Source organism: Roseitranquillus sediminis, assembly GCF_016918935.1.
Lineage (GTDB): Bacteria > Pseudomonadota > Alphaproteobacteria > Rhodobacterales > Rhodobacteraceae > Roseitranquillus > Roseitranquillus sediminis.
Genome location: NZ_JAFFOB010000025.1, coordinates 31,647 through 54,229 on the forward strand (window position 1 = coordinate 31,647; position 22,583 = coordinate 54,229).

Here is a 22,583-nt window from a genome sequence, read left to right on the forward strand (position 1 = left end):
GGCCGCGACCGCCGGAAACCGTTTGCCGAATCAAGGCCAGAGCCAGGCGACGTATATCGCGTAGCCAAGTACCAGCGCGGCGCCTTCCGCGCGCGAGATGATGCGGCCGGTCCAGGCCAGCGCGATGACCAGCACAGAAGCCACGAGCATGACGTAGTTGTCGAAGCCGAGGATCTCGGCCGGTACCTGGGTCGGCGCGATCACTGCGGTTGTGCCGCCGATCCCGAGGATGTTGTAGATGTTCGACCCGACGATGTTGCCGAAGGCAACTTCGGCTTCCTTCCGTATAGCGGCCATGACCGAGGTGATGAGTTCCGGCATCGATGTTCCGACAGCCACGATGGTCAGGCCGATCACGGTTTCAGAGATGCCGAAGGATCGCGCGAGGCTAACCGCGCCGCTCACCAGGAAGACGCCGCCGAGCACCACGAGAGCCAGCCCTACGCCGGCGATCAGGAGCGGCACCGCGAGCGATCCGGCTGCCGCAGGAACGGGTGCCAGCGCCGGGTCTGCCTCCTGCGTCGCGGCCGCCTTGTCGTAGAGGGCACCGTGAGCTGCCCCGCGACTCTCCTGGCGGAAGGCGGTGTATACGTAGGACGCGAGCGCCAGCAGGAACAGGAGGCCGACGATGCGGCCGAGCGGCATGGAAAGGCCCAGCACAATGAAGATAGCGGCGACCGCTATCATCACGGCTCCGTCGCGCTTCAGCGCGCCTGAGGCGACTGCCACCGGCGTGATCAGTGCCGACGCCCCAAGGATGAGCAGGATGTTGGCGATGTTGGAGCCCACGATGTTGCCGTAGGCGATCCCTGGAGAGTCGGCGAGCGCCGCCTGAACCGAGGTCACGAGCTCTGGCGTCGACGTGCCGAAGCCGACGAGCGTCAGCCCGATGACCAGTGGCGACACGCCAAGCCGGCTCGCCACCCCGACCGCCCCGCGCACCAGCAACTCGCCACCGAGCACGAGCAGGGCGAGCCCTGCGATCAAAGGTAGCCAGGTCTCCATGCGCTCCTCCACTAGGTTTGCGACTGGTCTCGCGCCAGCGCGCCAGGTCATGATGACAACCATCCGATCAGCTTGTCCACGAACCGACCGAACCTGCTTGGCTTGGGAGGGTGCAGTTGCGCTTGGGAGGTTCAAGGTGCAACCGTCGGTCAGGGCCGGACGGCTGGCAGCGCCGTCACAGGATGCGGGAGCAGTCGAGGTAACAAGATGCGGATCGCCGTCTTCAGCACCAAGCCATACGACGCAAGATACCTGGAGATGGCCAACCGCGCCGGGCACGAGCTGGTCTTCCTCGAGGCACGCCTGTCTGCCGAGACAGCTTCTCTCGCCGGAGACGCCGACGCCGTTTGCGCTTTCGTCAACGACGACCTCGGCGCGGGGGTGGTCTCTGCGCTGGCCGATGGCGGCGTCCGGCTGATCGCGCTGCGCTCCGCCGGCTTCAACCATGTCGACCTCGCAGCCGCAGAGGCGGCCGGGATCGCCGTTGCCCGCGTGCCAGCCTATTCGCCGCACGCGGTTGCCGAGCACACCGTCGCGCTGATCCTGACGCTGAACCGCAAGACGCACCGCGCCTACAACAGAGTGCGCGAGGGCAACTTCGCGCTCGACGGGCTGCTGGGCTTCGACCTCGACGGCAAGACGGTGGGAATCGTCGGGACCGGCAAGATCGGCGAGGTCGTGGCCCGTATCCTCGGCGGCTTCGGCTGCACGCTTCTCGCCCACGACCCGGTGGAGAGCTCGATCTGCACCGCACTCGGCGTCCGCTACGTGGAGTTCGACGAGCTTCTCGGCGCGAGCGACATCATAACGCTCCAGTGCCCGCTCACGCCCGAGACCTTCCATCTTATCGACGCGGCGGCGCTCGCCAGGGTCAAGCCGGGCGTCATGCTGATCAACACCAGCCGCGGCGCGGTCGTCGACACGCGGGCACTGATCCAGGGCCTGAAGAGCGGCGCGGTCGGCAGCGTCGGCCTGGATGTCTACGAAGAGGAGGCGGATCTCTTCTTCGAGGACTTTTCGGACAAGTTCATCCCCGACGACGTCTTCGCGCGGCTTTTGACCTTCCCGAACGTTCTCATCACCGGACACCAGGCGTTTTTCACCGAGGAGGCTCTGACCGCTATCGCCGAGACGACGATCGCCAACGTATCTGCCTTCGAGCGCGACGGCGTGCCGATCTACCCGGTGCGGGCGGCGACGGGCGGCTGAACACCATGTCGGTGCTGCTTGCCGCCACGCCGCTTGCGGTGATCCTGGTCGGGATGGGCTGGCTGCGGCGCTCGGCGGTCGTGGCCGGGTCCGCTGGGCTGGCGGTCGCGCTCATTCTTGCGGCGACGGCATTCAGGCCCGGAGAGGCCGGCGAGGCCGGATTGCGCGTCGGCTTCGGCGCGTTGGCCGAGGCGGTCCACGCGACGGCGACGATCCTCTGGATCATCCTGCCGGCGCTCGCGATCTTCGAGTTCCAGCGTCGCGCCGGCGCCATCGAACGCATCCGTGACACGCTGGCCGCACTGGCTGACGACCGGCGCATCCAGGCGATCCTCATCGCCTGGTTCTTCGGCCTCTTCATGGAGGGTGCCGCCGGCTTCGGCACGCCCGTGGCGCTGGCCGCGCCGCTGCTCGTCGGGCTCGGCTACAATCCGGTGAGGGCCGTGGCGCTGGCGCTGCTCGGCCATGCTGCCGGCGTTTCCTTCGGCGCAGTCGGCACGCCCGTCCTGGCGCAGGTCGAGGTCGCGGGCCTCGCCGCCGACGAAATCGCGCCGAGGGTGGCGGCATTGCATGCCCTCGCCGGGCCCGTCCTGCTCCTCCTGATGGTCCGCCTCGCGGGCGACGCGCCGCTCTCGAGGTCAGACCTGGCGTGGTCTGGCCTGGCTGCGCTCTGCTTCTTCGGACCATCGCTCGCACTGGCCTATCTGACGGGGCCTGAGCTGCCAACGCTCGGCGGCGCCCTCGTCGGCACGTTCCTTTTCGTGCTCGTCCTCCGCCGGCATCGCCCGTCTCCGGGCCTCAGCCTGCGTCGGTTGCTGCCGGACCTGGCGCCCTACCTTCTGATCCTGCTTCTGGTGCTGGCAACGCGGCTGATCCCACCGCTTCAGCTGATGGCGAGCGGCGTGGTGGCGAGCTGGAGCTTTGCGGACACCTTCAGCGGGTCTTTTCAGCCGCTCTATCATCCGGGCACGATGCTGTTCCTCGGCTTCTTCGGCGCGGCGCTGGTCACCGGCCGCGGGGCGCTCATCGGGGAGTCCATCCTCGCGGCGCTGCGCCGCCTGCTTCCCGTGGCGGCGGCGCTTCTCGTCATGCTGGCGCTGTCGCGGCTCATGGTCCACGCGGGGATGATCGCCACGCTGGCCTCCGCCGCTTCCGGCATCGGTCCCGCGTGGCCCCTGATCGCGCCGCTGATCGGGGTGCTCGGCACCTTCATCTCCGGCTCGGCGACCGCCTCGAACATCCTCTTCACCGAGCTCCAGCTTGAGACCGCCCAGGACCTTTCGCTGCCCCCGACATTCATGGCGGCGGCGCAGGCCTTCGGTTCGGCAATCGGCAACGTGATCGCGCCTCACAACATCATCGCCGGCAGCGCCACCGTGGGCCTGATCGGGCGCGAGGGAGACGTCATGGCACACACGGCGCGCCCCTGCGCCCTCTACGTCGGCATCGGCGGCGCCGTCGTTTTCGGCGTCGTCTCCTGGATTTGAGAGATGCACGCCTAGGGCAGGGGAGGGAGTGCCCGGATCACTTCAAGAACAGAGCGGCGCTTCCGCATTGCATCGTCCTGCCTGCCGGGCAACGGCCTCGAATGCGATGGGACCCGGCGCGACGGCGGGGTTTCGAGCCGATCGAGACCCCGCCGTCGCAAACGTCAGTCCATGGCACGGAAATAGAACTCGCCGCCTTCCTTCAGACCCGACGGCCAGCGCGAGGTGACAGTCTTGGTTCGGGTGTAGAAGCGGAAGGAGTCGGTGCCGTGCTGGTTCAGGTCGCCGAAGCCCGACTTCTTCCAGCCGCCGAACGTGTGATACGCCAGCGGCACCGGGATTGGCACGTTGACCCCGATCATCCCGACGTTGACCCGGTGCGCGAAGTCACGCGCGGTGTCGCCATCGCGCGTGAAGATCGCGACGCCGTTTCCGTACTCGTTGTCCATCGCCACCCGCAGCGCGTCCTCATAGCTCCCGGCGCGCACCTGGCTCAGCACGGGGCCGAAGATCTCCTGCCGGTAGATGTCCATCTCGGTCGTCACCCGGTCGAACAGATGCGGCCCGACGAAGAAGCCCTGCTCGTAGCCCTGAAGATTGAAGTTACGCCCGTCGACGACTAGCTCGGCGCCCTGGTCGATGCCCGACTGCACGAGGCTCAGCACCCGCTCCTTGGCCTGCGGCGTCACGAGCGGGCCATAGTCGACGTCGTTCCCGTCGGTGTAGGGGCCGACCTTCAGCTTCTCGATACGCGGAACGAGCTTTTCGATCAGCGCATCCGCCGTCTTGTCGCCGACCGGAACTGCCACACTGATGGCCATGCATCGTTCGCCCGCCGCGCCGTAACCGGCGCCCACCAGCGCGTCGGCCGCCTGGTCCATGTCGGCATCCGGCATGACGATCATGTGGTTCTTGGCGCCGCCGAAGCACTGCACCCGCTTGCCGTTCGCGCAGCCGCGGGAATAGATGTACTCCGCGATCGGCGTCGAACCGACGAAGCCCACCGCCATGACGGTGCGGTTGTCGAGGATCGCGTCGACCACCTCCTTGTCGCCGTTGACGACCTGCAGCACGCCGTCCGGCAGGCCGGCCTCCTGCAGCAGCTCGGCCAGCATCAGCGGGACGGAGGGGTCACGCTCGCTCGGCTTGAGGATGAAGGCGTTGCCGCAGGCGAGGGCAGGGGCCATCTTCCACATCGGGATCATCGCCGGAAAGTTGAACGGCGTGATCCCCGCTACGACACCCAGCGGCTGGCGCATCGAGTACATGTCGATGCCGGGGCCGGCGCTGTCGGTGAACTCGCCCTTGAGGAGATGCGGCGCGCCGATGCAGAACTCGACGACCTCGAGCCCCCGCTGGATGTCGCCCTTGGCGTCCGGCAGGGTCTTGCCGTGCTCGCGGCTCAGGGCCTCGGCCAGCTTTTCCATGTCGCGGTTGATGAGGCGCACGAACTCCATCATCACCCGCGCGCGGCGCTGCGGGTTGGTCGCGCCCCAGCGCGGCTGCGCTTCCGCGGCGGCAGCCACCGCGGCGTCGAGCTCATCCTTGGATGCCAGCGGTACCTTCGCCTGAACCTCGCCGGTCGCGGGGTTCCAGACATCGGCGAAGCGGCCCGATTTGCCGGCGACGCGCTTGCCGCCGATGAAGTGACTCAGTTCCTGCACGATGGTCCTCCTTCGCGATCCGGCGGCACACTAAGGCGCGCGCAACGCGGTGGGAAGGCCGGTCGGCTTGACAGCAAGGTCGCGCCCCGGCGACGCTGCGTAAAGGGGACCAGGCGTCAAGGAGGCAACCTATGCGTGTCCATCAGATACTCAGGCAGAAGGGAGACAACGCCGTCGTGACGGTGCGCTCCGGCTCCAGCGTCGCGGAGGCGGCGCGCCTGCTGTCGGAGCGCAGGATCGGCGCGGTCATTGTGTCGGATGATGGCGAGCGGCCGGAGGGGATCCTGTCGGAACGCGACATCGTGCGCGAGCTCGGCCGGCGCGGAGCCGAGTGCATGAGCGACAAGGTCGACGCCATGATGACCGGCAAGCTCGTCACCTGCTCGAAGGACGACGCGACCGACGACATCCTCACCAAGATGACCGAAGGTCGCTTCCGCCACATCCCAGTCATGGAGGACGGTCACATGATCGGCCTCATCTCGATCGGCGACGTCGTCAAGGCGCGGCTGAGCGAGCTGAGCATGGAGCGCGATGCTCTGCAGGACATGGTGATGGGCCACTGATTACTTGATCTTCCACGCATGATCGGTTTGCTTGCGCCGCAGGACGGAAGGAACGTGTCATGCGGGTCGGGCTCTATCCGGGGACATTCGACCCGGTCACGCTGGGACATCTCGATATCATCCGCCGCGCTGCCGCGCTGGTGGACCGGCTGGTCATTGGCGTGGCCATCAATCGCGACAAGGGGCCGCTCTTCAATCTGGAGGAGCGGGTCGCGATGATTGAGCGTGACTGCGAGGGGATCCTCCGGTCAACCGGGACCGAGATCGTGGTCTACCCATTCGAGAACCTGCTGATCGACTGCGCACGCGACGTGGGCGCCCGCGTGATCATCCGCGGACTGCGTGCCGTCGCCGACTTCGAGTACGAGTATCAGATGGTCGGGATGAACCGGCAGCTCGACGATCAGATCGAGACGGTGTTCCTGATGGCGGAGGCGCAGCATCAGGCGATCGCGTCGAAGCTGGTGAAAGAGATCGCGCGGCTCGGGGGTGACGTCTCGAAGTTCGTCACCCCCGCCGTGTGTCGGGCGCTTGGGGAGCGCTTTCCTCAGCGTCCATAGACGGCATCGCGCGCGATGCGGTCTGCGTCACCTTGGTAGATATCGAGGTCGAGCGCCACGTCGAGCGGCATCCGGCGGATCTCGTCGACGGTCCGGCGGTATTCGCTGCGCGCGCGAACCGCGTCCTGCATCTGCTTCAATAGAGTCATCATGTCCGTTCCCTTTCGTACGCATTGGTGCCGTACCGGTTGAATGTGAGCGCCAACATCGCGCCCTGCAAGACGCGGCGACGCGATGCTGCCATGCAGCATACGCATCGCCCGAAAGGGAACCTTAACGGCATCCCGCGACCCCGAGACGCCGCGGGACGGTAGATCAGAGCCGACCCAGCGCGACGGCCGTGTCGGCCATGCGGTTCGAGAATCCCCACTCGTTGTCGTACCAGGTCAAGACCCGGCAGAGCTTGCCGCCCTCCATCACCTTCGTCTGGTCGGTGTGGAAGATGGACGAGTGGATGTCGTGGTTGAAGTCGCTCGAGACGAGCTTCTCGTCGGTGAAGCCCAGGATGCCCTTCATCGGTCCCTGCGCCGCGTCCCGGACCGCGTCGTTGATTTCCTCGACGGTGGTCTCACGTGCGGCCGAGAAGGTGAGGTCCACGACCGACACGTTCGGCGTCGGCACGCGGATCGCCACGCCATCGAGCTTGCCGTCGAGTTCCGGCAGCACCAGCCCCACCGCCTTCGCGGCGCCGGTCGAGGTCGGAATCATCGACAACGCCGCAGCGCGGGCGCGGTAGAGGTCCTTGTGCATCGTGTCGAGCGAGGGCTGGTCGCCGGTGTAGGAGTGGATTGTGGTCATGAACCCCCGCGAGATCCCGATCGCGTCGTTCAGGACCTTCGCTACCGGCGCAAGACAGTTCGTGGTGCACGACGCGTTCGAGACGACCTTGTCCTCGGCCGTGAGCGTCTCGTGGTTGACGCCGTAGACCACCGTCTTGTCCGCGCCGGCACCGGGCGCCGAGATCAGCACGCGCTTAGAGCCGTTCTCGAGGTGCATCGCGGCCTTGTCGCGCGCGGTGAAGATGCCGGTGCACTCCAGCGCGATGTCGACGTCGCTCCAAGGCAGTTCTTTCGGATCGCGCATCGCGGTGACGCGGATCGGTCCGCGACCGGCGTCGATCGTGTCCTCCGAACTGCGCACCTCGCCGGGAAAGCGGCCATGTACGCTGTCGTAGCGCAAGAGGTGGGCGTTTGTCTCGACCGGGCCGAGGTCGTTGATCGCCACCACCTCGATGTCGTCGCGGCCGGACTCGATGATGCCGCGGAGGATGTTGCGCCCGATGCGCCCGAACCCGTTGATAGCGACCTTGACTGCCATTCGAACCACCTTCCCTTCTCAATGCCTGCAAGCGCGCGGCTGCAGGTTCGGCATCTTCATTACGGTGCCCGGTCGGCCTTGGCCAGACACGGTTTCAGAGCAGGTCGCGCACCTTTCCGGCGACTGCCTCGGCGGTGATGCCGAAATGTGCATAGACGTCGTCAATGGCGCCGGAGGCGCCGAAGCTCTCCATGCCGACGAAACCCGCCTTCGGCTCGCGCCCGCGCTCGCCCAGCAGCCACCGGTCCCAGCCCTGGCGGACGCCCGCCTCGACCGCGACCCGGACCGGGCCGGCCGGCAGCACGCGACGGCGGTAGCCCTCGTCCTGCGCCGCGAAGAGCTCCATGCACGGAACGGAGACGACGCGCGTGCCGATACCTTCGGACTGCAGCGCCTCGCGCGCGGCGAGCGCGATTTCGACCTCGCTTCCGGTCGCCATCAGGATCGCGCGGCGGCGGCCTTCCGCCTCGGCCAGCACGTAGGCGCCCTGGGCGCTCAGGTTCTTCGTCTTGTGGTCCAGCCGCACGGTCGGCAGGTTCTGCCGCGACAGCGCCAGCACCGACGGCGTACGCTCGGCAGTGAGCGCCAGCTCCCACGCCTCGGCCGTCTCGACCAGGTCGGCGGGGCGGAAGGTCCAGAGGTTTGGCGTCGCCCGACACATCGCCAGATGCTCCACCGGCTGGTGCGTTGGCCCGTCCTCGCCGAGGCCGATCGAGTCGTGCGTCATCACGTAGACCGCCGGCGCCCCCATCAGTGCCGAGAGGCGCACCGCGCCGCGGGCATAGTCGGTGAAGCACAGGAAGGTGCCGCCATAGGGCCGGACGCCGCCATGCAGCACCAGACCGTTCATGGCAGCCGCCATGCCGTGCTCGCGGATCCCGTAATGGATGTAGCGGCCCTTGCGGTTGTCCGGCGTGAACTTGCCGAGATCCGCGGTCAGCGTGTTGTTCGAGCCGGTAAGGTCGGCCGAGCCGCCGATCGTCTCCGGCATCACCGGGTTCACCACCTCCAGCACCATTTCCGAGGCCTTGCGGGTGGCCACCTTCGGCCGGTTCTCGCTTGCCTGCTTCTTCAGCGCGCGGATCGTGCTGGCCAGGCGCTTCGGCGCGTCACCGGCCACGGTACGGTTGATTTCAGCGCGGCGGGACTGCGACAGCTCGTCGAACCGCTCCTCCCACGCCTCGCGCTCGGTGCGGCCGCGGCTTCCGAACTCGCGCCACGCGCTCAGGATCTCGTCCGGGATCTCGAACGGCCCGTGGACCCAGCCGTAAGCGTCCCGGACCGCGCGGATCTCCTCGTCGCCCAGCGGCGAGCCGTGCGCCTTCGCGGTATCCTGCTTGGTCGGCGCGCCGAAGCCGATATGCGTCTTGCAGGCGATCATCGTCGGGCGGTCCGATGCTTTTGCCTCGGTCAGCGCCGCGTCGATGGCGTCGGGGTCGTGGCCGTCGATGGCGATGGTGTGCCAGCCCGCCGCCTGGAACCGCGCCACCTGGTCGGTCGCGTCCGAAAGGCTGATCTTGCCGTCGATCGAGATATCGTTGTCGTCCCAGAGGACGATCAGCCTCGAGAGCTTCTGCATCCCTGCCAGCCCGATGGCCTCGTGGCTGATCCCCTCCATCAGGCAGCCGTCTCCGGCAAGGACGTAGGTGTAGTGGTCGAATAGCTTCTTGCCGAAGCGCGCCCTCAGCGCCTCCTCCGCAATGGCGAAGCCGACGGAGTTGGCGAGGCCCTGTCCCAGCGGGCCCGTCGTCGTCTCGATGCCCTTGGCGTGCCCGTATTCCGGGTGTCCCGCCGTGCGCGAGCCGAGCTGGCGGAAGTTCCGCAGCTCGTCCATCGTCATGTCCTCGTAGCCGGTCAGGTGCAGCAGGCCGTAGAGCAGCATTGAGCCGTGCCCGGTCGAGAGGATGAAACGGTCGCGGTCCGGCCAGTCCGGCGCGCCGGCGTCGAACTTCAGGTGCTTGCCAAATAGCACCGTCGCGACATCGGCCATGCCCATCGGCATCCCCGGATGGCCCGAATTCGCCTTCTGCACGGCGTCGATCGCCAGCATCCGCAGCGCGGCGGCCCGCATCCAATGGTCTGGGTGGCGGTCTCTGAGTTCGGCGATATCCACGGCGATGCTTCCTTTGGCGACGGATTTGCGGTTGATAGCAGTCGAGCGCTCAAGTTCAAGCGGCGGCGGGGGCTGCATCCGCAACCCGAACCGATAGGATGTGCGCGAATAACAGCGATTCCCGCCGCAGGTCGGAGGGCGGGACAGCAAGCGGGGCAAGTGAATGGCTGAGATCGACGAACTCCAGGCGCGCATCGCCGCGGCGCTGGATCAGGCCTCGAAGACGGTCGAGAGGCTGGGCGGCCCGGACGAGAGCGCGCTGGAGTCGCTTCGCGCCGAGCTCGAGGCCGAGCGGGCGGCGACGAAGCAGCTCGAGGAGCGGGTGCGCGCTTTGCGGTCGGAGAACGAGGCGGGCCAGAAGAAGCTGCAGGACGAGGTCGAGGCGATGCGCGACGCACTCGCGGCGCAAAGTTCGGCGGCCGAGCGGCTCAAGCGCGTGAACGGCGAGCTGACGGCCACGATGAAGGTGCTGCGCGAGGCGCAGACGGCAGACCTCGTGGACGCCCACCTGATCGACAAGGCGATGAAGAAGGAGCTAGACGCCCTGCACGCCGCTCAGGAGGCCGACCGCGCCGAGATGGCCGCGATCCTTTCGGCGCTGGAACCGATGATGCAGGAGAGCCAGGATGCCTAACATCACCATCACCATCGGCGGCCGCGACTTCGAGGTGGCCTGCCAGGAGGGCGAGGAGCACTTCCTGCAGTCGGCGGCGAAGCTGCTAGACGACGAGGCGTCGGTCCTCGTGCAGCAGATTGGCCGGATCCCCGAGGGGCGGATGCTGCTGATGTCGGGGCTGATGCTGGCCGACAAGACCGCCGGAATGCAGGATCAGATCGCCAAGAGCCAGGCCGACCTCGAGCGCCTTCAGCGAGAGATCGACCGGTTGAAGTCCGAGACCTCATCCGCCGAATCCCGGCAGGGCGCGTCGCTGCAGAAACTGTCGGTGCTGGCCGACCGGGCCGAGGCGCTGGCGGCGAAGATCGAGGAGAAGGCGGCGAGCTGATCGCCGCCTTCGGGCGCTCAGGCGTTGGCTTCGCGGATCTTGTCGGCGGCAGCCTTGTCGTACGTCACGCCCTTCTGATCGAAGAGCTGGTCGAGTTCGCCCGAGAGCGTCATCTCGGTAAAGATGTCGCAGCCGCCGACGAACTCGCCCTTGACGTAGAGCTGCGGGATCGTTGGCCAGTCGGAATAATCCTTAATCCCCTGACGGATGTCCTCATCGGCGAGGACATTAACGTCGGTGTAGGTCACGCCCATGAAGTTCAGCACCCCCGCGACGCGGGACGAGAACCCGCACTGCGGCATCTCCTTGGTGCCCTTCATGAAGAGCACCACGTCGCTCGCCTTCACGGTTTCGTCGATGCGGGTTTTGGTGTCGGCGGTCATGCTTGATCCTTTCCAGTATCCGGGGCCTTGGTCGTCAGCGCGAGGGCATGGAGCTCGCCTTGGCTGCCGGCCATTTTGGCCTTGAGGGCGGCATAGACCGCGCGCTGCTGCTGCACGCGATTCTTGCCGCGAAAGCTCTCGTCGATGACCTCGGCCGCATAGTGGTTGCCGTCGCCGGCGAGGTCCGTGATCGTGATCTGCGCGTCCGGAAAGCTCTGCCGCAACAGGGTCTCGATCTCGTGGGCCTGCATCGCCATGCGCGCGTCCTTTCGTTCAAGCGGCTTTGACTTAAGCCGCGCCGGATCGGGGCGCAAGGTCGGCCACCGCGGCCTCGAAGGCGGTAAGGTAAAGGCGCGACAGCGCTTCGAGCGGCGCCTCGACGCTGCCGAAGCGTACGACGCTCCTCCCGAACCTGCCGACCAAGGCGACCGCAACGCCCTCGGCACGGCCAGCTGCCAGCAGCGCCTCCGGGTCGGCAGTCGCGACGAGATAGCGTCCCTGATCCTCGCCGAAGAGCGTCGGGATGTCTTCGACCTCGATCTCCACCCCGATGCCGCCGGCCTGCGCCATCTCGAACGCGGCGAGGGCGAGGCCGCCGTCGCTTAGGTCGGTGGCGGCCCGGATGCTGGCGCGTTGACCGTGGAGGAAGTGGCCCGCACGCAGCTCGGCATCGAGATCGACCGGCGGCGGCGGCCCGTCCTCGCGCCCAAACGCCTCCGCCAGCAGCGCCGACTGGCCAAGGTGCCCCGCCGTCGCGCCGATCACCAGCACCGCGTCGCCCGCCTGCGGCACCGCGCCGATCAGCTCGTCCGCCGAAGCAAGCAGCCCGACCGCGCCGATCGTCGGCGTCGGCAGGATCGCGCTGCCGTCGGTCTCGTTGTAGAGGGAGACGTTGCCCGACACGATCGGCATGTCGAGCGCGCGGCACGCTTCGCCGACCCCCCGGATCGCCCCGACCAGCTGTCCCATGACCTGCGGCTTCTCAGGGTTGCCGAAGTTGAGGTTGTCCGTCGCGGCAAGTGGCGTCGCCCCCACCGCCATCAGGTTGCGCCATGCCTCCGCCACCGCCTGCCGGCCGCCCTCCACCGGGTCGGCCGCGACGTAGCGGGGCGTCACGTCCGACGTAAAGGCCAGCAGCTTCGACGTGCCATGCACCCGCACCACGCCAGGTCCCATGCCCGGGGCGCGGACCGTATCGGCCAGCACCATGTGATCGTACTGCTCCCACACCCAGTGCTTGCTGGCATAGTTCGGCGAGCCGATCAGCGCCTTCAGGCCCTCGATCGGGTCGATCGCCGGCACGTCGTCCAGCGGTTGCGGTGCAGGCGTCGGGCGGTGCGGCCGATCGTATTCCGGCGCCGTCCCAGATAGCGCCGCCAGCGGCAGGTCCGCCTTCACCTCGCCGCCGTGGACGATAACGAAGCGGTCCTCGGCGATCGTCTCGCCCACCACGGCGAAATCCAGGTCCCACTTGGCAAAGATCGCGCGGGCCGCGCCCTCCTTCTCCGGGCGCAGTACCATGAGCATCCGCTCCTGGCTCTCGCTTAGCATCATCTCATAGGCAGTCATCTGCGACTCGCGTACCGGCACCCGGTCGAGGTTGAGCCGGATGCCCAGCCGCCCCTTGTCCCCCATCTCGACCGCCGAGCAGGTGAGGCCGGCCGCGCCCATGTCCTGGATCGAGATCACGGCTCCGCTCGCCATCAGCTCGAGGCACGCCTCGAGCAGACGCTTTTCAGTGAAGGGGTCGCCCACCTGCACCGTCGGGCGCTTTTCCTCGATGCTGTCGTCGAACTCCGCCGACGCCATTGTCGCCCCGCCGACACCGTCGCGCCCGGTCTTGGCGCCGAGATAGACGACAGGCATGCGCACGCCCGAGGCCGCCGAGTAGAACACCGCGTCCGCATTCGCGATGCCCGCGGCGAAGGCGTTGACGAGGCAGTTGCCGTCGTAGGCCCTGTGGAAGCGCACCTCGCCACCAATGGTAGGCACGCCGAACGCATTGCCGTAGCCGCCGATGCCGGCCACCACGCCCGATACGAGGCTGCGGGTCCGAGGATGCTCCGGCCGCCCGAAGCTCAGGCTGTTCATCGCCGCGATCGGCCGCGCACCCATGGTAAAGACGTCGCGCAGGATGCCGCCCACGCCGGTCGCCGCGCCCTGATGGGGCTCGATGTAGCTCGGGTGATTGTGGCTCTCCATCTTGAAGACCACCACCTGGCCGTCGCCGATGTCGACAACGCCCGCATTCTCGCCCGGCCCGCAGATCACGCGCGCGCCTTGGGTCGGCAACGTCCTCAGCCACTTCTTAGACGACTTGTAGGAGCAGTGCTCGTTCCACATGGCCGAGAAGATACCAAGCTCGGTGAACGTCGGCGTCCGGCCAAGGATGTCGAGGATCCGCCGGTACTCGTCCGGCTTCAATCCGTGCGCCTCGACGAGGTCATCGGTTATCTTGGGCTCGATCATGGCGGCCTCGCATAGCGTCCGTGGCTGCGCATACAGCAGAGTTGTGTCGCGATGGAAGACCCCGGCATCTGACGAACCAGCCGCCGATACCGGCATCGATCTGCGGTATAATTCTTGCTTCGCGCACAATCGGAGTTGATCTGCACTTCACGCAAAATCTGACATTCGCTTCATCCGAAGGCGGGCGTTCCCGCAAATTTGCGCCCTGAGGGTGAAATGTAGGAAGGACGTGCACTTTCTCGTAGAGCTCATAACCGACGGAAGGTCTTGACAAATATTCCTCATCTCAGAGTGTGGGGATGCGTAAACGGTTATTGTCTGGAGGTGTCCCTATGGGTGCCGAGATTGCTACTGGTTCGTCGCATCCCGATCGGCAGATCTCGGATGAGGGAATTCAAACGCGGAGATTCAGGGGTCGGACATCTTCCGATTCGCACTTTTGTGGTGAATGCGAGAATGAATCTCATGGCAGAATCGCCCGCGGCGCGGTGCTGCACCCCAGCTTGCGCGGTCCCGGTGGCGCGCAGCCTCGATCAGAAATCGAAAGCTCGCCGCGAGCCGACGTCACAATGCCTCCGTCTCCGGGCCGCCAGACGGTCTTGCTAGCCGACGCCGTCGAGCCCAGAGCGCAGCGGCTTCGCACACTCGGCCTGATGCTGATGGTTGCCGCTGGAGCGCTCTGGCTTTGGCTTGTTGACGACGAGGGCGACCTCGATTGATCGCGATCGCTTTGGGCGCGGGATGTCCGCCCGCACCTCAAGCAATCTGGTCAACAGGAACGATAGGCCTTTCGGTCGGTTGACCGTCCTCTACTCGAGGAGGACATCATGCCGAGCGAGAACAATCCCGATCAGGTTCCCCCCGAATCGCCGAGCGCGGGCGAGGACGTCTGCCGCCGCTGCGACGGCACCGGCAAGATCGACGGCGACGAATGCCCCGACTGCAAGGGCACCGGTAAGGTGACTACGCCGATCGGCGGCGGCTGAGGCGTCAGTCGATCTCGACCAGCTTGACGTCGAAAGTCAGGTCCTTGCCTGCGAGCGGATGGTTTGCGTCGAGCGTGACCTCGCTCTCCGTCCGCTCCGTCACGACGACCGGAATACGATGGCCTGCAGGCGTCTGGAGCTCGAGTTGGGTGCCCGGATCAGTCGGAACCTCCGGCGGCACCTGTTCGCGCGGGACAGTCTGAACGCGCGATGGGTCGCGAGCGCCATACGCCTCGTCAGCCGGTATGGTCACGGTCTTTTCCTCGCCGGGTTCCATTCCCTCGACGGCGCGTTCGAGGCCGGGGATAATCTCGCCTTGGCCGAGGGTGAACTTGAGCGGCTCGCGCCCTTCCGAGCTGTCAAAGCGGGTGCCGTCGCTGAGGGACCCCGTGTAGTGCATGGCGACGGTATCTCCGGCGTTGGCCTTGGACATGTGTCACTCCTGCATGTTTAGAGATGAATTGGCGAGGCCGGCGTGCGGGTGCTCGCTCTTGGCGCCGCAAGGGTTTCAGGTCGTGCGCCGGATGTAAACAGCTCCGGCGGTCCACCCTCGCGGCGCCCCGCGCTCTTCCACCTAAACGCGTGCGACTCCTCCCGATATCGCTGCAGGAGGCATCACGGTAATGCCGGTGAACCGCTGCCCCGCGCGGCGCGTTTCCAAGTGGACGCCGAGCAACATTGGAGAATCAGATGCGGGACAAACATTTTGCCTCCGCCTCCGCGGCCGCACTGCTGGGGCTCACAGCCGCAGCGTCAGCCCAGGAGGCAGCGCCACCTTTCAATGTGCAGGAGAACGCTGTCATTGCCGCCGCCGTGCACGAGGAGTTCGGGCCATACCTTGTCGATGATGCGGGGCGGAGCCTCTACATGTTCACCGCCGACACCCAAGGCGAGGGCACGGCCGATGCTGAGGTAGCGTGCGTCGACCTGTGCCTTGAGGATTGGCCGCCGTTCCACTCCGAAGCCGAGCCCCGCGCGGCTGAAGGGGCGGACGTTTCCCTCCTCGGCACGGTGCAGCACGAGGATCATCCCGTGGTCACCTACAACGGATGGCCGCTCTACTTCTTCGTCGAGGACAAGGTGGAAGGCCACGCGATGGGGCAGGGCGTAGAGAATTTCGGCGGCACCTGGTTTCTCGTCGCGCCGGACGGCACGCCGATTACGGAGCAGCGCTAGGGGGAGGGGCGCCCGCTATCCCGCCCGCCGAACCTTATGCAGACGGATCAGAATCGCCACCTGACGGCCGCAGCCACCGTCTGCTGCTCCAAGTCGTCGTATCCGACGAGTGTGCCGTATTCGATCGACACGCTCCAGTTGCCACGCATCGGCCGTGCCTCCAGGCCGAGGCCAAGTTCGAAGTAGTCGCGATCGCGATCTTCGCCCGGAAGTGACACCGCGATCGGGATCCCGCTGCGCGAGACGGTGTCGGCGGCAACGGCCCGAACGGGCGAGGCATCGTCCGCGAACTGGTGCAGGTAGACTGCCCGAAATGACGGCACGAGCACGGCCGCCCGCACCGGGAACGCCCGAGCGACTTCGACCTCCAGTCGGGACAGAAGGGACTCGTGGTCCCTGTCGTCATAGCTGAATGCGAGCTCACCCTCGGCGATGTCGTCGACAAAGCCGGCGTCCGGAAAGGCGCGGTCCTCCGTGAACTCCTCGTCGTATGCGTCGATGCTCTCGTGCCGGTAAGCAAGCGAGGCCGTCGTCCCGACGTACCATCCGCCCCCAAGCACAGTAGCGTGACCGATCCCGGCGAGGAGTTCGTAGCTCCGGCCGTCGGTCTCGCCCCCGGCATCGGCAGTGCCGAGGAAGTCGCCTTCCTCGAAGAAGCTCACCGTCCGCTCGGTCTCGAGGTCGAGCGCCGCGTAGCGGAACCCGCCGAAGGCGAACAGCCCGTTGCCGATTGCGTGGGCGCCGCCGATGCTCAGCCCGATCTCGTCCCATTCGGTGGAGCCGCCGTCGAAATCGCTCTCTTCGTTCACGACGTCGAGCGCGAGTGCGAAGGCAAAGGGCGCACCGCCGTATTCGAGGCCGAAGGTCCCCACCCAGCGGTCCGTGTCAGAGCCGGCCTGGCGCTCGGTTTCGTCCCGCTCCTCGCGCACGCCGAGGCTCTGGACGAAGGCGGTCGGAGGCGTCACCAGTAGGCCCGGTGGCGCAGAGAAGTTGAGTAGGCCGGTGCCGCCGAGGGCTCGCGTCACGGCGCCGGCCCCGACGGTGGCCGGATCCTCGTCCTGCCGCTCCTCGACGAGGTTGTAGAGTTGCTGCGGCCGGATGATGCGCGAGCCCGGCGAGAAGACCTGCGACGTCGTCGTGCCGTTGGTGCCGCAATCGACCACACCCGGCGGCTGTCCTTGTTGTTCAGTCCGGCACTGCGCATAGACCTCTTGCGGCACGATCAGCGTCGCCAGCGGCAGCGCCGCCGTCAGGGCGAGAGTGCGAAGTCGGCTAGGCCTCGTTGCGGTGCCTTTAGCGGCGTGAAATACCATTGCCCGTCTCCTGGGAATGCATCGATTGGACCTGCACCCGGAGGCTACCACGGCTCCGCGCAAACGCGTAGGACATTGCATTACGTCGGGTTATGCCGCCAGACGCCTCGAGCCGCGGCCACACCGCTCTCTCGTCACCGGCCGATGGCGTAGGCTTGCATCAGGCGCGGCGTTGCGGCGGCGCGTAGCCTTCCGTCGGCCTCGCGCATCGCGGCGGTAAGGCGGCCGATCGACCACGGCTCGCTGACATGCACGACATGGCCGCGAGCGCGCAGATCCTCGATTGTCGCCTCGCCGACGTTCGGCTCGATCATCATCTCGCCGGGCTTCGCGGCGCGGGGATAGAACGACGACTGGAAGTGCTGCGAGTGGAAGAGCGGCGCATCGATTGCCTGCTGCAGTCCCGGTCCGTGATGCACGAAGCGCAGGAAGAAGATCAGCTGCCATTGGTCCTGCTGGTCGCCGCCCGGCGTGCCGAAGACGAGGCTTGCGCCGTCCTTATGCGCGATGCTTGGCGTCAATGTCGTCCGCGGCCGCCGTCCGGGCGCGAGCGAGGTCGGCAGGCCCTCGTCGAGCCAGAACATCTGCGCGCGGGAGTTGAGCGGGAACCCTAGGCCCGGGATCACCGGCGAGGATTGCAGCCAGCCCCCTGACGGCGTGGCGGAGACCATGTTGCCGTCGGCATCGATGATGTCGAGATGGACGGTGTCGCCGCGCCGCTCCGTCAGGTGCGCCATCGTCGGCTCTCCCGCATCAGCACCGGCCGCAACCTGAAAGTCGCGCGCAGCGCGCGCGATCGCAGCGTCCGCCCAGTGCTCGTATCCCTGTAGTCGGCCAGGCCGTTGCTCCATGGAAGCCCGGTCGCCGATCAGCTGCGCACGCTCGGCCCCGTAGGCGTGGGAAATGAGTCTTTCAATCGGGATGTCGGCGTGCGCGGGGTCGCCGTAGTAGGCTTCGCGGTCGGCGTAGGCGAGGTTCATCGCCTCGATGACGGTGTGCACGAACTCCGGCCCGTTTGGGTCCATCGCCGCGAGATCGAACCGCTTGAGGATCTGAAGCGCCTGGAGCAGCACCGGCCCCTGACCCCATGGCCCGGTCTTGCAGACCTGCCAGCCGTGGTAGTCGATCGAAAGCGGCACCTCGTAGCTTGCCTCCCACCCGGCCATGTCCGTGCGCGAGAGGACGCCACGGTGGCGGCTGCCGGAAATATCCATGACCTCGGCCTCCGCCAGGTACGCCTCGATGGCATCGGCCACGAAGCCTTCGGACCAGGCCTCGCGGGCAGCATCGATCCGCGCCTCCCGCGTGTCGCCCTGCGCCGCGTCCGACAGCCGCTGGTATGCCGCCGCGAGGTCTGGGTTGCGGAAGAGCGCGTGCGACTGCGGCGCGCCGTCACGGCACCAGACGGCGGCGGAGGTCGGCCATTCCGCCGCGAAGTGGTCGGCCAGCCCCTCGATGGTCGCGGCGACGCGGGGCAGCATCGGATGTCCGTCACGAGCATAGCCAATGGCCGGCGCGATGACTTCGGCCAGCTCCATCGTGCCGTGGTCGCGCAGCATCAGCATCCATCCGTCCCACGCCCCCGGTACGACCGTCGCCAGAAGGCCCGAACTCGGCACGAGCTCCAGCCCCAGCGAACGGTAGTGCTCGATCGTCGCCCCCTGCGGCGCGACGCCCTGCGCGCAGAGCACTTCGGTGCTCCCGGTGCGGGCGGAGCGGAAGATGGCCGGCAGGTCCCCTGCCGGCCCGTTGAGATGCGGCTCAACGATCTGGAGCGTCAGCCCGGTCGCCACCGCTGCGTCGAAGGCATTGCCGCCGCGCTCCAGGATGCTCATGCCCACGGCCGAGGCGATCCAGTGCGTCGAGGCGACGACGCCGAAGGTGCCGCGGATCTCCGGGCGGGTGGTGAAAGCCTGCATCCGCTGTCCCTCGCCTGTGGTTCAGTGCTCGCGCGGGTCGAGCGCGTCGCGCAGCCCGTCGCCGAGCAGGTTGAAGCCGAGCACCACCAGAAAGATCGCGATGCCGGGCCACAGCGCCATCCACGGCGCCTGACCGAGGAAGTTCTTGGCGACATTCAGCATCGAGCCCCAGGACGGCGCCGGCGGCTGCTGCCCGAGGCCGAGAAAGCTGAGCGAGGCCTCGGCGATGATGGCTGTGGCGATCGTCAGCGTCGCCTGCACCAGCACCGGCGGCAGCACGTTCGGAAAGATGTAGCGGGTCAGGATCCGCGGCGTCGAGAGGCCGATGGCGCGGGCGCCGTCGACGTAGTCCTCGGCCTTGACCGAAATGACCTGGCCGCGGGTGAGGCGGATGAAGATCGGCGTCGCCGAGAGGCCGATGGCGATCATCGCGTTGGTGAGCGAAGGTCCAAGGAACGCGGCGAGCGCGATGGCCAGGATGAGGAACGGCGCCGCCAGCAGCGCCTCGGTGCAGCGCGAGATCACCGCGTCGGTCCAGCCGCCGAAATAGCCCGCGAGGATGCCGAGCGGCACGCCCGCTGCGACCGCGATCACCACCGACACCACCCCGGCCAGGAGCGACGCCTGCGCCCCCCAGATCAGCCGCGAGAGCACGTCGCGACCGATCTCGTCGGTGCCGAGCGGGTGCGCGGCCGAAGGCGCCTGCCGCACCGCCCCCCAGTCGGTGGCAATGGGATCGGCGATCGGCAGCACCGGCGCCAGCAGCGCGCCGAGCACGAAGAACGTCACGATGGCGCCGCCCAGCATGGCGCTGCGGTGGCTGCGGAACTTCTTCCAGACCCGGTTCTCGGGCTTGGCGGAGAGGACGGGATCGGCTGTGGCGGGGTCGCTGACATGCGCCATCACTGCTTCCTCAGCCTGGGGTTGAGCACGAAGTAGAGCGCGTCTGCAATGATGTTCATCACGATGAAACCGACGGCGGTGCAGAGCACGATGCCCTGGACGACCGCATAATCGCGGTTGAAGACGGCATCGACCACCAGCTTGCCGAAACCGGGGATGGTGAAGATCTGCTCGGTCAGCACGGCGCCCGCGATCAACTCGCCGAAGAGCAGGGCAGTCAGCGTGACGATGGGCGTCAGCGCGTTCCTCAGCGCGTGCTTGAGAATCACTTTGCGCTCGGCCAGCCCCTTGGCCCGCGCCGTCCGCACGTAGTCCGAGGTCAGGACGCCCAGCATGGCAGAGCGCGTGTGGCGCATCAGCGTCGCGGCGAGGGCCGTCCCCAGGACGAAGGCCGGCATCAGCATGGTCTCGATCGACCGCACCGGGTCCTCGGAGAGCGGCACGTAGCCCGAGGCGGGCAGAAGCTGCCATCGCACCGAGACGAGCAGGATCAGCATGATGCCCAGCCAGAAGTTCGGCACGGAAAGCCCTGACAAGGCTACGACATTGGCGGCGTAATCCGTCACCGTCCCCTTCTTCACCGCCGACAGGATGCCCGCCGGGATGCCGATCACCAGCGCGAAGATCATCGCCATCACCGCGAGCTGGATCGTGACCGGCAGCTTCTGCCCGATTAGCACCAGCACCGGCTGGTTGGTCCTGAGCGACATGCCGAGATCACCGGTCAGCACGCCGCGGATCCAGGTCAGGTACTGCACCGGAACCGGGTCGTTCAGCCGGTATTTCTCGCGCAGGTAGGCGATCACCTCGGGATCGCGCTCCTCGCCCGCCATGGCCAGCACCGGATCGCCCGGCAGAAGCTTCTGCAGGGCGAACACGAAGACCGAGATCAGGATCACAGTGGGGATCGCGATCAGGATGCGGCGGGCAAGGAACTGGAGCATGAGGCTTACCCTCGTGAACGGCCGCGCCCGTCACCGGGGCGCGGCCGAAGGTGTCATTCAGACATCGTCACGCCTTCGAGGCGGATCATCCCGTCGGGATATGCGGTGAAGCCGTCGATCGCGTCGTCGTAGGCCCAGATCCACACTGGGTGATAGAGGTAGACGATCGGCAGTTCCTCGTTGAGGATGTCGCGCGCGGCATCGTAGCTCTCCTTGCGGGTCGCCTGGTCGTTCGAGACCCGCGCCTCGTCAAGCAGCCGGTCGACCTCGGGGTCCGAGAACTTCGAGTCGTTGATCCCGCCCTCGGTGGTCACGAACTGGTGCAGGTTCCCGTCAGGGTCGACGCGGCCCGACCAGCCGACCTGGCTCGCCTGATAGGCGCCGGCGGTCTGATCGGCGAGCAGCGTCGCGAACTCCTTGGCCTGCAGCTCGATATTGATGCCGGCCTCGGCGGTCATCGCCTGGATGACCTGCATCACCTGCATCTGCACCGGGTTGTTGGCGACCTGCACCTCGATCGTCACGCCGTCGGAAAAGCCGGCCTCCTCTAGCAGGGCGCGGGCGGCCTCCACATCACGCTCCGGGATCGGGTGGTCCTGGTCGTACCAGGGCGAGTCCGGCGGGAACGGCTGGTTGCCCGGCGCAAAGGCGCCCTCGAACACGACCTGGTTCAGCGCGTTGCGGTCGATCGCCATTGACAGCGCCCGCCGCACCGCCGCGTTCTCGCCCAGCGGATTGGCGGCTCGCTCGCCGTTGCCGACGTTGATCGTCATGCCCTGATAGCCGAGCGAGGTCGCCGTCGCCACCTCGACGCCTTCGGCCTCACGCGCGGCGGCGAGGTCGGTCGCAGCCAGCCGCTCGACCATGTCGAGGTCGCCCGAGCGCAGGTTCGCGAACCGCACCGTCGTGTCCGGGATCGGCAGGAACGTGACTGTCTCAAAGGCATAGGCGTCGGCGTTCCAGTAGTCGTCGAACTTGTTCAGCACGATCCGGTCCTGCTGCACCCGCTCGCCGAACTGGTAGGGGCCGGAGCAGACGGGGTTGTTGCCGAAGTCGACGCCCATCTCCTCGGCGGCGGTCGGCGAGATCATCATCCCGGCGCGGTCGGCGAGCTGCGACAGCAGCGTCGCGTCCGGCTGGGTCAGGGTGAAGCGGACCGTGTGCTCGTCCACCGCCTCGACGCTCGCGACGGAGGTCAGCTCGGACTTGCGGCGGCTCTCCTCGAGGTTCTGGCTGCGGTCGATGTTCGCGACCACTGCTTCGGCGTTGAAGGGCGTGCCGTCGTGGAACGTGGCGCCCTCGCGCAGCTGCATCGTCAGTTCGATGCCGTCCTCGGACCACGACCAGTCGGTCGCGAGCTGTGGCACGATGTCGAGCTGGGGGCTGATGTCCACCAGCTTGTCGCAGAGCGACGTGTAGACGATCCGCCCGACGAAGGTGCGCGACTGGTCGGGGTCGAGCACGTCGGCGTCGTCCTGCAGGCCGATCCGCAGTTCCTGCGCACCGGCGGCCATGGCGGTGGTAGCCAGCAGCGCGGCGATCATCGTTGTCCTTGCGATCATTTC

The 22,583-nt window shown here is 67.1% G+C and carries 22 protein-coding genes; 8 read left to right on the plus strand and 14 right to left on the minus strand.

Going from position 1 to position 22,583, the window contains the following annotated elements:
• Positions 1-30 precede the first annotated feature (30 nt).
• Complete coding sequence (locus JM664_RS16330) at positions 31-1,005, minus strand: calcium/sodium antiporter (protein ID WP_227420993.1); 975 nt, start codon at positions 1,003-1,005, stop codon at positions 31-33.
• A 207-nt stretch (positions 1,006-1,212) separates the two neighbouring features.
• On the opposite strand from JM664_RS16330, the gene JM664_RS16335 reads away from it, so the two are divergent.
• Both JM664_RS16335 and JM664_RS16340 read left to right on the plus strand, forming a co-directional pair.
• Positions 1,213-2,214 (plus strand): 2-hydroxyacid dehydrogenase, encoded by a 1,002-nt coding sequence (locus tag JM664_RS16335; RefSeq protein WP_227420994.1) that lies wholly within the window; start codon positions 1,213-1,215, stop codon positions 2,212-2,214.
• A gap of 5 nt (positions 2,215-2,219) precedes the next feature.
• Positions 2,220-3,701 carry an L-lactate permease gene (locus tag JM664_RS16340; RefSeq protein ID WP_227420995.1) on the plus strand — a complete coding sequence of 494 codons (1,482 nt, stop codon included), beginning with the start codon at positions 2,220-2,222 and terminating at the stop codon, positions 3,699-3,701.
• A 164-nt stretch (positions 3,702-3,865) separates the two neighbouring features.
• Here JM664_RS16340 and JM664_RS16345 read toward each other — a convergent pair whose 3' ends face one another.
• Positions 3,866-5,365 carry a CoA-acylating methylmalonate-semialdehyde dehydrogenase gene (locus tag JM664_RS16345; RefSeq protein ID WP_227420996.1) on the minus strand — a complete coding sequence of 500 codons (1,500 nt, stop codon included), beginning with the start codon at positions 5,363-5,365 and terminating at the stop codon, positions 3,866-3,868.
• Between the two features lie 131 nt (positions 5,366-5,496).
• Between JM664_RS16345 and JM664_RS16350 the strand changes: the two genes are divergently transcribed.
• Positions 5,497-5,931, plus strand: coding sequence for a CBS domain-containing protein (locus JM664_RS16350; RefSeq protein WP_227420997.1), 435 nt, complete (start codon positions 5,497-5,499; stop codon positions 5,929-5,931).
• 59 nt (positions 5,932-5,990) lie between these two features.
• The gene (coaD, locus tag JM664_RS16355; RefSeq protein WP_227420998.1) at positions 5,991-6,491 is read left to right on the plus strand and encodes a pantetheine-phosphate adenylyltransferase; all 501 of its coding nucleotides are present in this window, start codon (positions 5,991-5,993) and stop codon (positions 6,489-6,491) included.
• Here coaD and JM664_RS16360 read toward each other — a convergent pair.
• The 3 genes from JM664_RS16360 to tkt form a co-directional block, all read right to left on the minus strand.
• Positions 6,479-6,643: a hypothetical protein gene (locus JM664_RS16360; protein WP_227420999.1), complete on the minus strand. Its 165-nt coding sequence runs from the start codon at positions 6,641-6,643 to the stop codon at positions 6,479-6,481. The genes coaD and JM664_RS16360 overlap by 13 nt on opposite strands.
• Before the next feature lie 163 nt (positions 6,644-6,806).
• A complete protein-coding gene (gene gap, locus JM664_RS16365; RefSeq protein WP_227421000.1) occupies positions 6,807-7,808 on the minus strand; it encodes a type I glyceraldehyde-3-phosphate dehydrogenase in 1,002 nt (333 codons plus the stop codon).
• A 94-nt stretch (positions 7,809-7,902) separates the two neighbouring features.
• On the minus strand, positions 7,903-9,921 hold the full coding sequence (gene tkt / locus JM664_RS16370) for a transketolase (RefSeq protein ID WP_227421001.1): 2,019 nt from the start codon (positions 9,919-9,921) through the stop codon (positions 7,903-7,905).
• Positions 9,922-10,084: 163 nt separating this feature from the next.
• Here tkt and JM664_RS16375 point away from each other — a divergent pair, with 163 nt between their 5' ends.
• Both JM664_RS16375 and zapA read left to right on the plus strand, forming a co-directional pair.
• Entirely contained in the window at positions 10,085-10,555 is a 471-nt protein-coding gene (locus JM664_RS16375; protein ID WP_227421003.1) for a hypothetical protein, read from the plus strand.
• Positions 10,548-10,925, plus strand: a complete 378-nt coding sequence (zapA, locus tag JM664_RS16380) for a cell division protein ZapA (RefSeq protein ID WP_227421004.1) — start codon at positions 10,548-10,550, stop codon at positions 10,923-10,925. The genes JM664_RS16375 and zapA overlap by 8 nt, the downstream gene beginning before the upstream one ends.
• Positions 10,926-10,942: 17 nt before the next feature.
• Here zapA and grxD read toward each other — a convergent pair whose 3' ends face one another.
• From grxD to purL, 3 genes are read right to left on the minus strand one after another with little or no spacing between them, the layout of a single operon-like run.
• On the minus strand, positions 10,943-11,308 hold the full coding sequence (gene grxD, locus JM664_RS16385) for a Grx4 family monothiol glutaredoxin (protein ID WP_227421005.1): 366 nt from the start codon (positions 11,306-11,308) through the stop codon (positions 10,943-10,945).
• Entirely contained in the window at positions 11,305-11,565 is a 261-nt protein-coding gene (locus JM664_RS16390; protein ID WP_227421006.1) for a BolA/IbaG family iron-sulfur metabolism protein, read from the minus strand. The genes grxD and JM664_RS16390 overlap by 4 nt, the downstream gene beginning before the upstream one ends.
• Positions 11,566-11,596: 31 nt before the next feature.
• Positions 11,597-13,777 carry a phosphoribosylformylglycinamidine synthase subunit PurL gene (gene purL, locus JM664_RS16395; protein ID WP_227421007.1) on the minus strand — a complete coding sequence of 727 codons (2,181 nt, stop codon included), beginning with the start codon at positions 13,775-13,777 and terminating at the stop codon, positions 11,597-11,599.
• Between the two features lie 827 nt (positions 13,778-14,604).
• Between purL and JM664_RS16400 the strand changes: the two genes are divergently transcribed.
• Entirely contained in the window at positions 14,605-14,763 is a 159-nt protein-coding gene (locus JM664_RS16400; RefSeq protein ID WP_227421008.1) for a hypothetical protein, read from the plus strand.
• 4 nt (positions 14,764-14,767) lie between these two features.
• On the opposite strand, the gene JM664_RS16405 is transcribed toward JM664_RS16400, so the two are convergent.
• Positions 14,768-15,196: an FKBP-type peptidyl-prolyl cis-trans isomerase gene (locus JM664_RS16405; protein ID WP_227421010.1), complete on the minus strand. Its 429-nt coding sequence runs from the start codon at positions 15,194-15,196 to the stop codon at positions 14,768-14,770.
• 257 nt (positions 15,197-15,453) lie between these two features.
• Between JM664_RS16405 and JM664_RS16410 the strand changes: the two genes are divergently transcribed.
• Positions 15,454-15,939, plus strand: coding sequence for a COG4315 family predicted lipoprotein (locus JM664_RS16410; RefSeq protein WP_227421011.1), 486 nt, complete (start codon positions 15,454-15,456; stop codon positions 15,937-15,939).
• 47 nt (positions 15,940-15,986) lie between these two features.
• Here the strand turns inward: JM664_RS16410 and JM664_RS16415 are convergent, their stop codons facing one another.
• The 5 genes from JM664_RS16415 to JM664_RS16435 form a co-directional block, all read right to left on the minus strand.
• Positions 15,987-17,252: an autotransporter outer membrane beta-barrel domain-containing protein gene (locus tag JM664_RS16415; RefSeq protein WP_227421012.1), complete on the minus strand. Its 1,266-nt coding sequence runs from the start codon at positions 17,250-17,252 to the stop codon at positions 15,987-15,989.
• Positions 17,253-17,386: 134 nt separating this feature from the next.
• On the minus strand, positions 17,387-19,171 hold the full coding sequence (locus JM664_RS16420; protein WP_227421013.1) for a gamma-glutamyltransferase family protein: 1,785 nt from the start codon (positions 19,169-19,171) through the stop codon (positions 17,387-17,389).
• Positions 19,172-19,192: 21 nt separating this feature from the next.
• A complete protein-coding gene (locus JM664_RS16425) occupies positions 19,193-20,074 on the minus strand; it encodes an ABC transporter permease (RefSeq protein ID WP_227421014.1) in 882 nt (293 codons plus the stop codon).
• On the minus strand, positions 20,074-21,018 hold the full coding sequence (locus tag JM664_RS16430) for an ABC transporter permease (RefSeq protein ID WP_227421015.1): 945 nt from the start codon (positions 21,016-21,018) through the stop codon (positions 20,074-20,076). Before JM664_RS16430 ends, JM664_RS16425 begins: the two co-directional genes overlap by 1 nt.
• 53 nt (positions 21,019-21,071) lie before the next feature.
• Entirely contained in the window at positions 21,072-22,580 is a 1,509-nt protein-coding gene (locus tag JM664_RS16435; RefSeq protein WP_227421016.1) for an ABC transporter substrate-binding protein, read from the minus strand.
• Positions 22,581-22,583 lie beyond the last annotated feature (3 nt).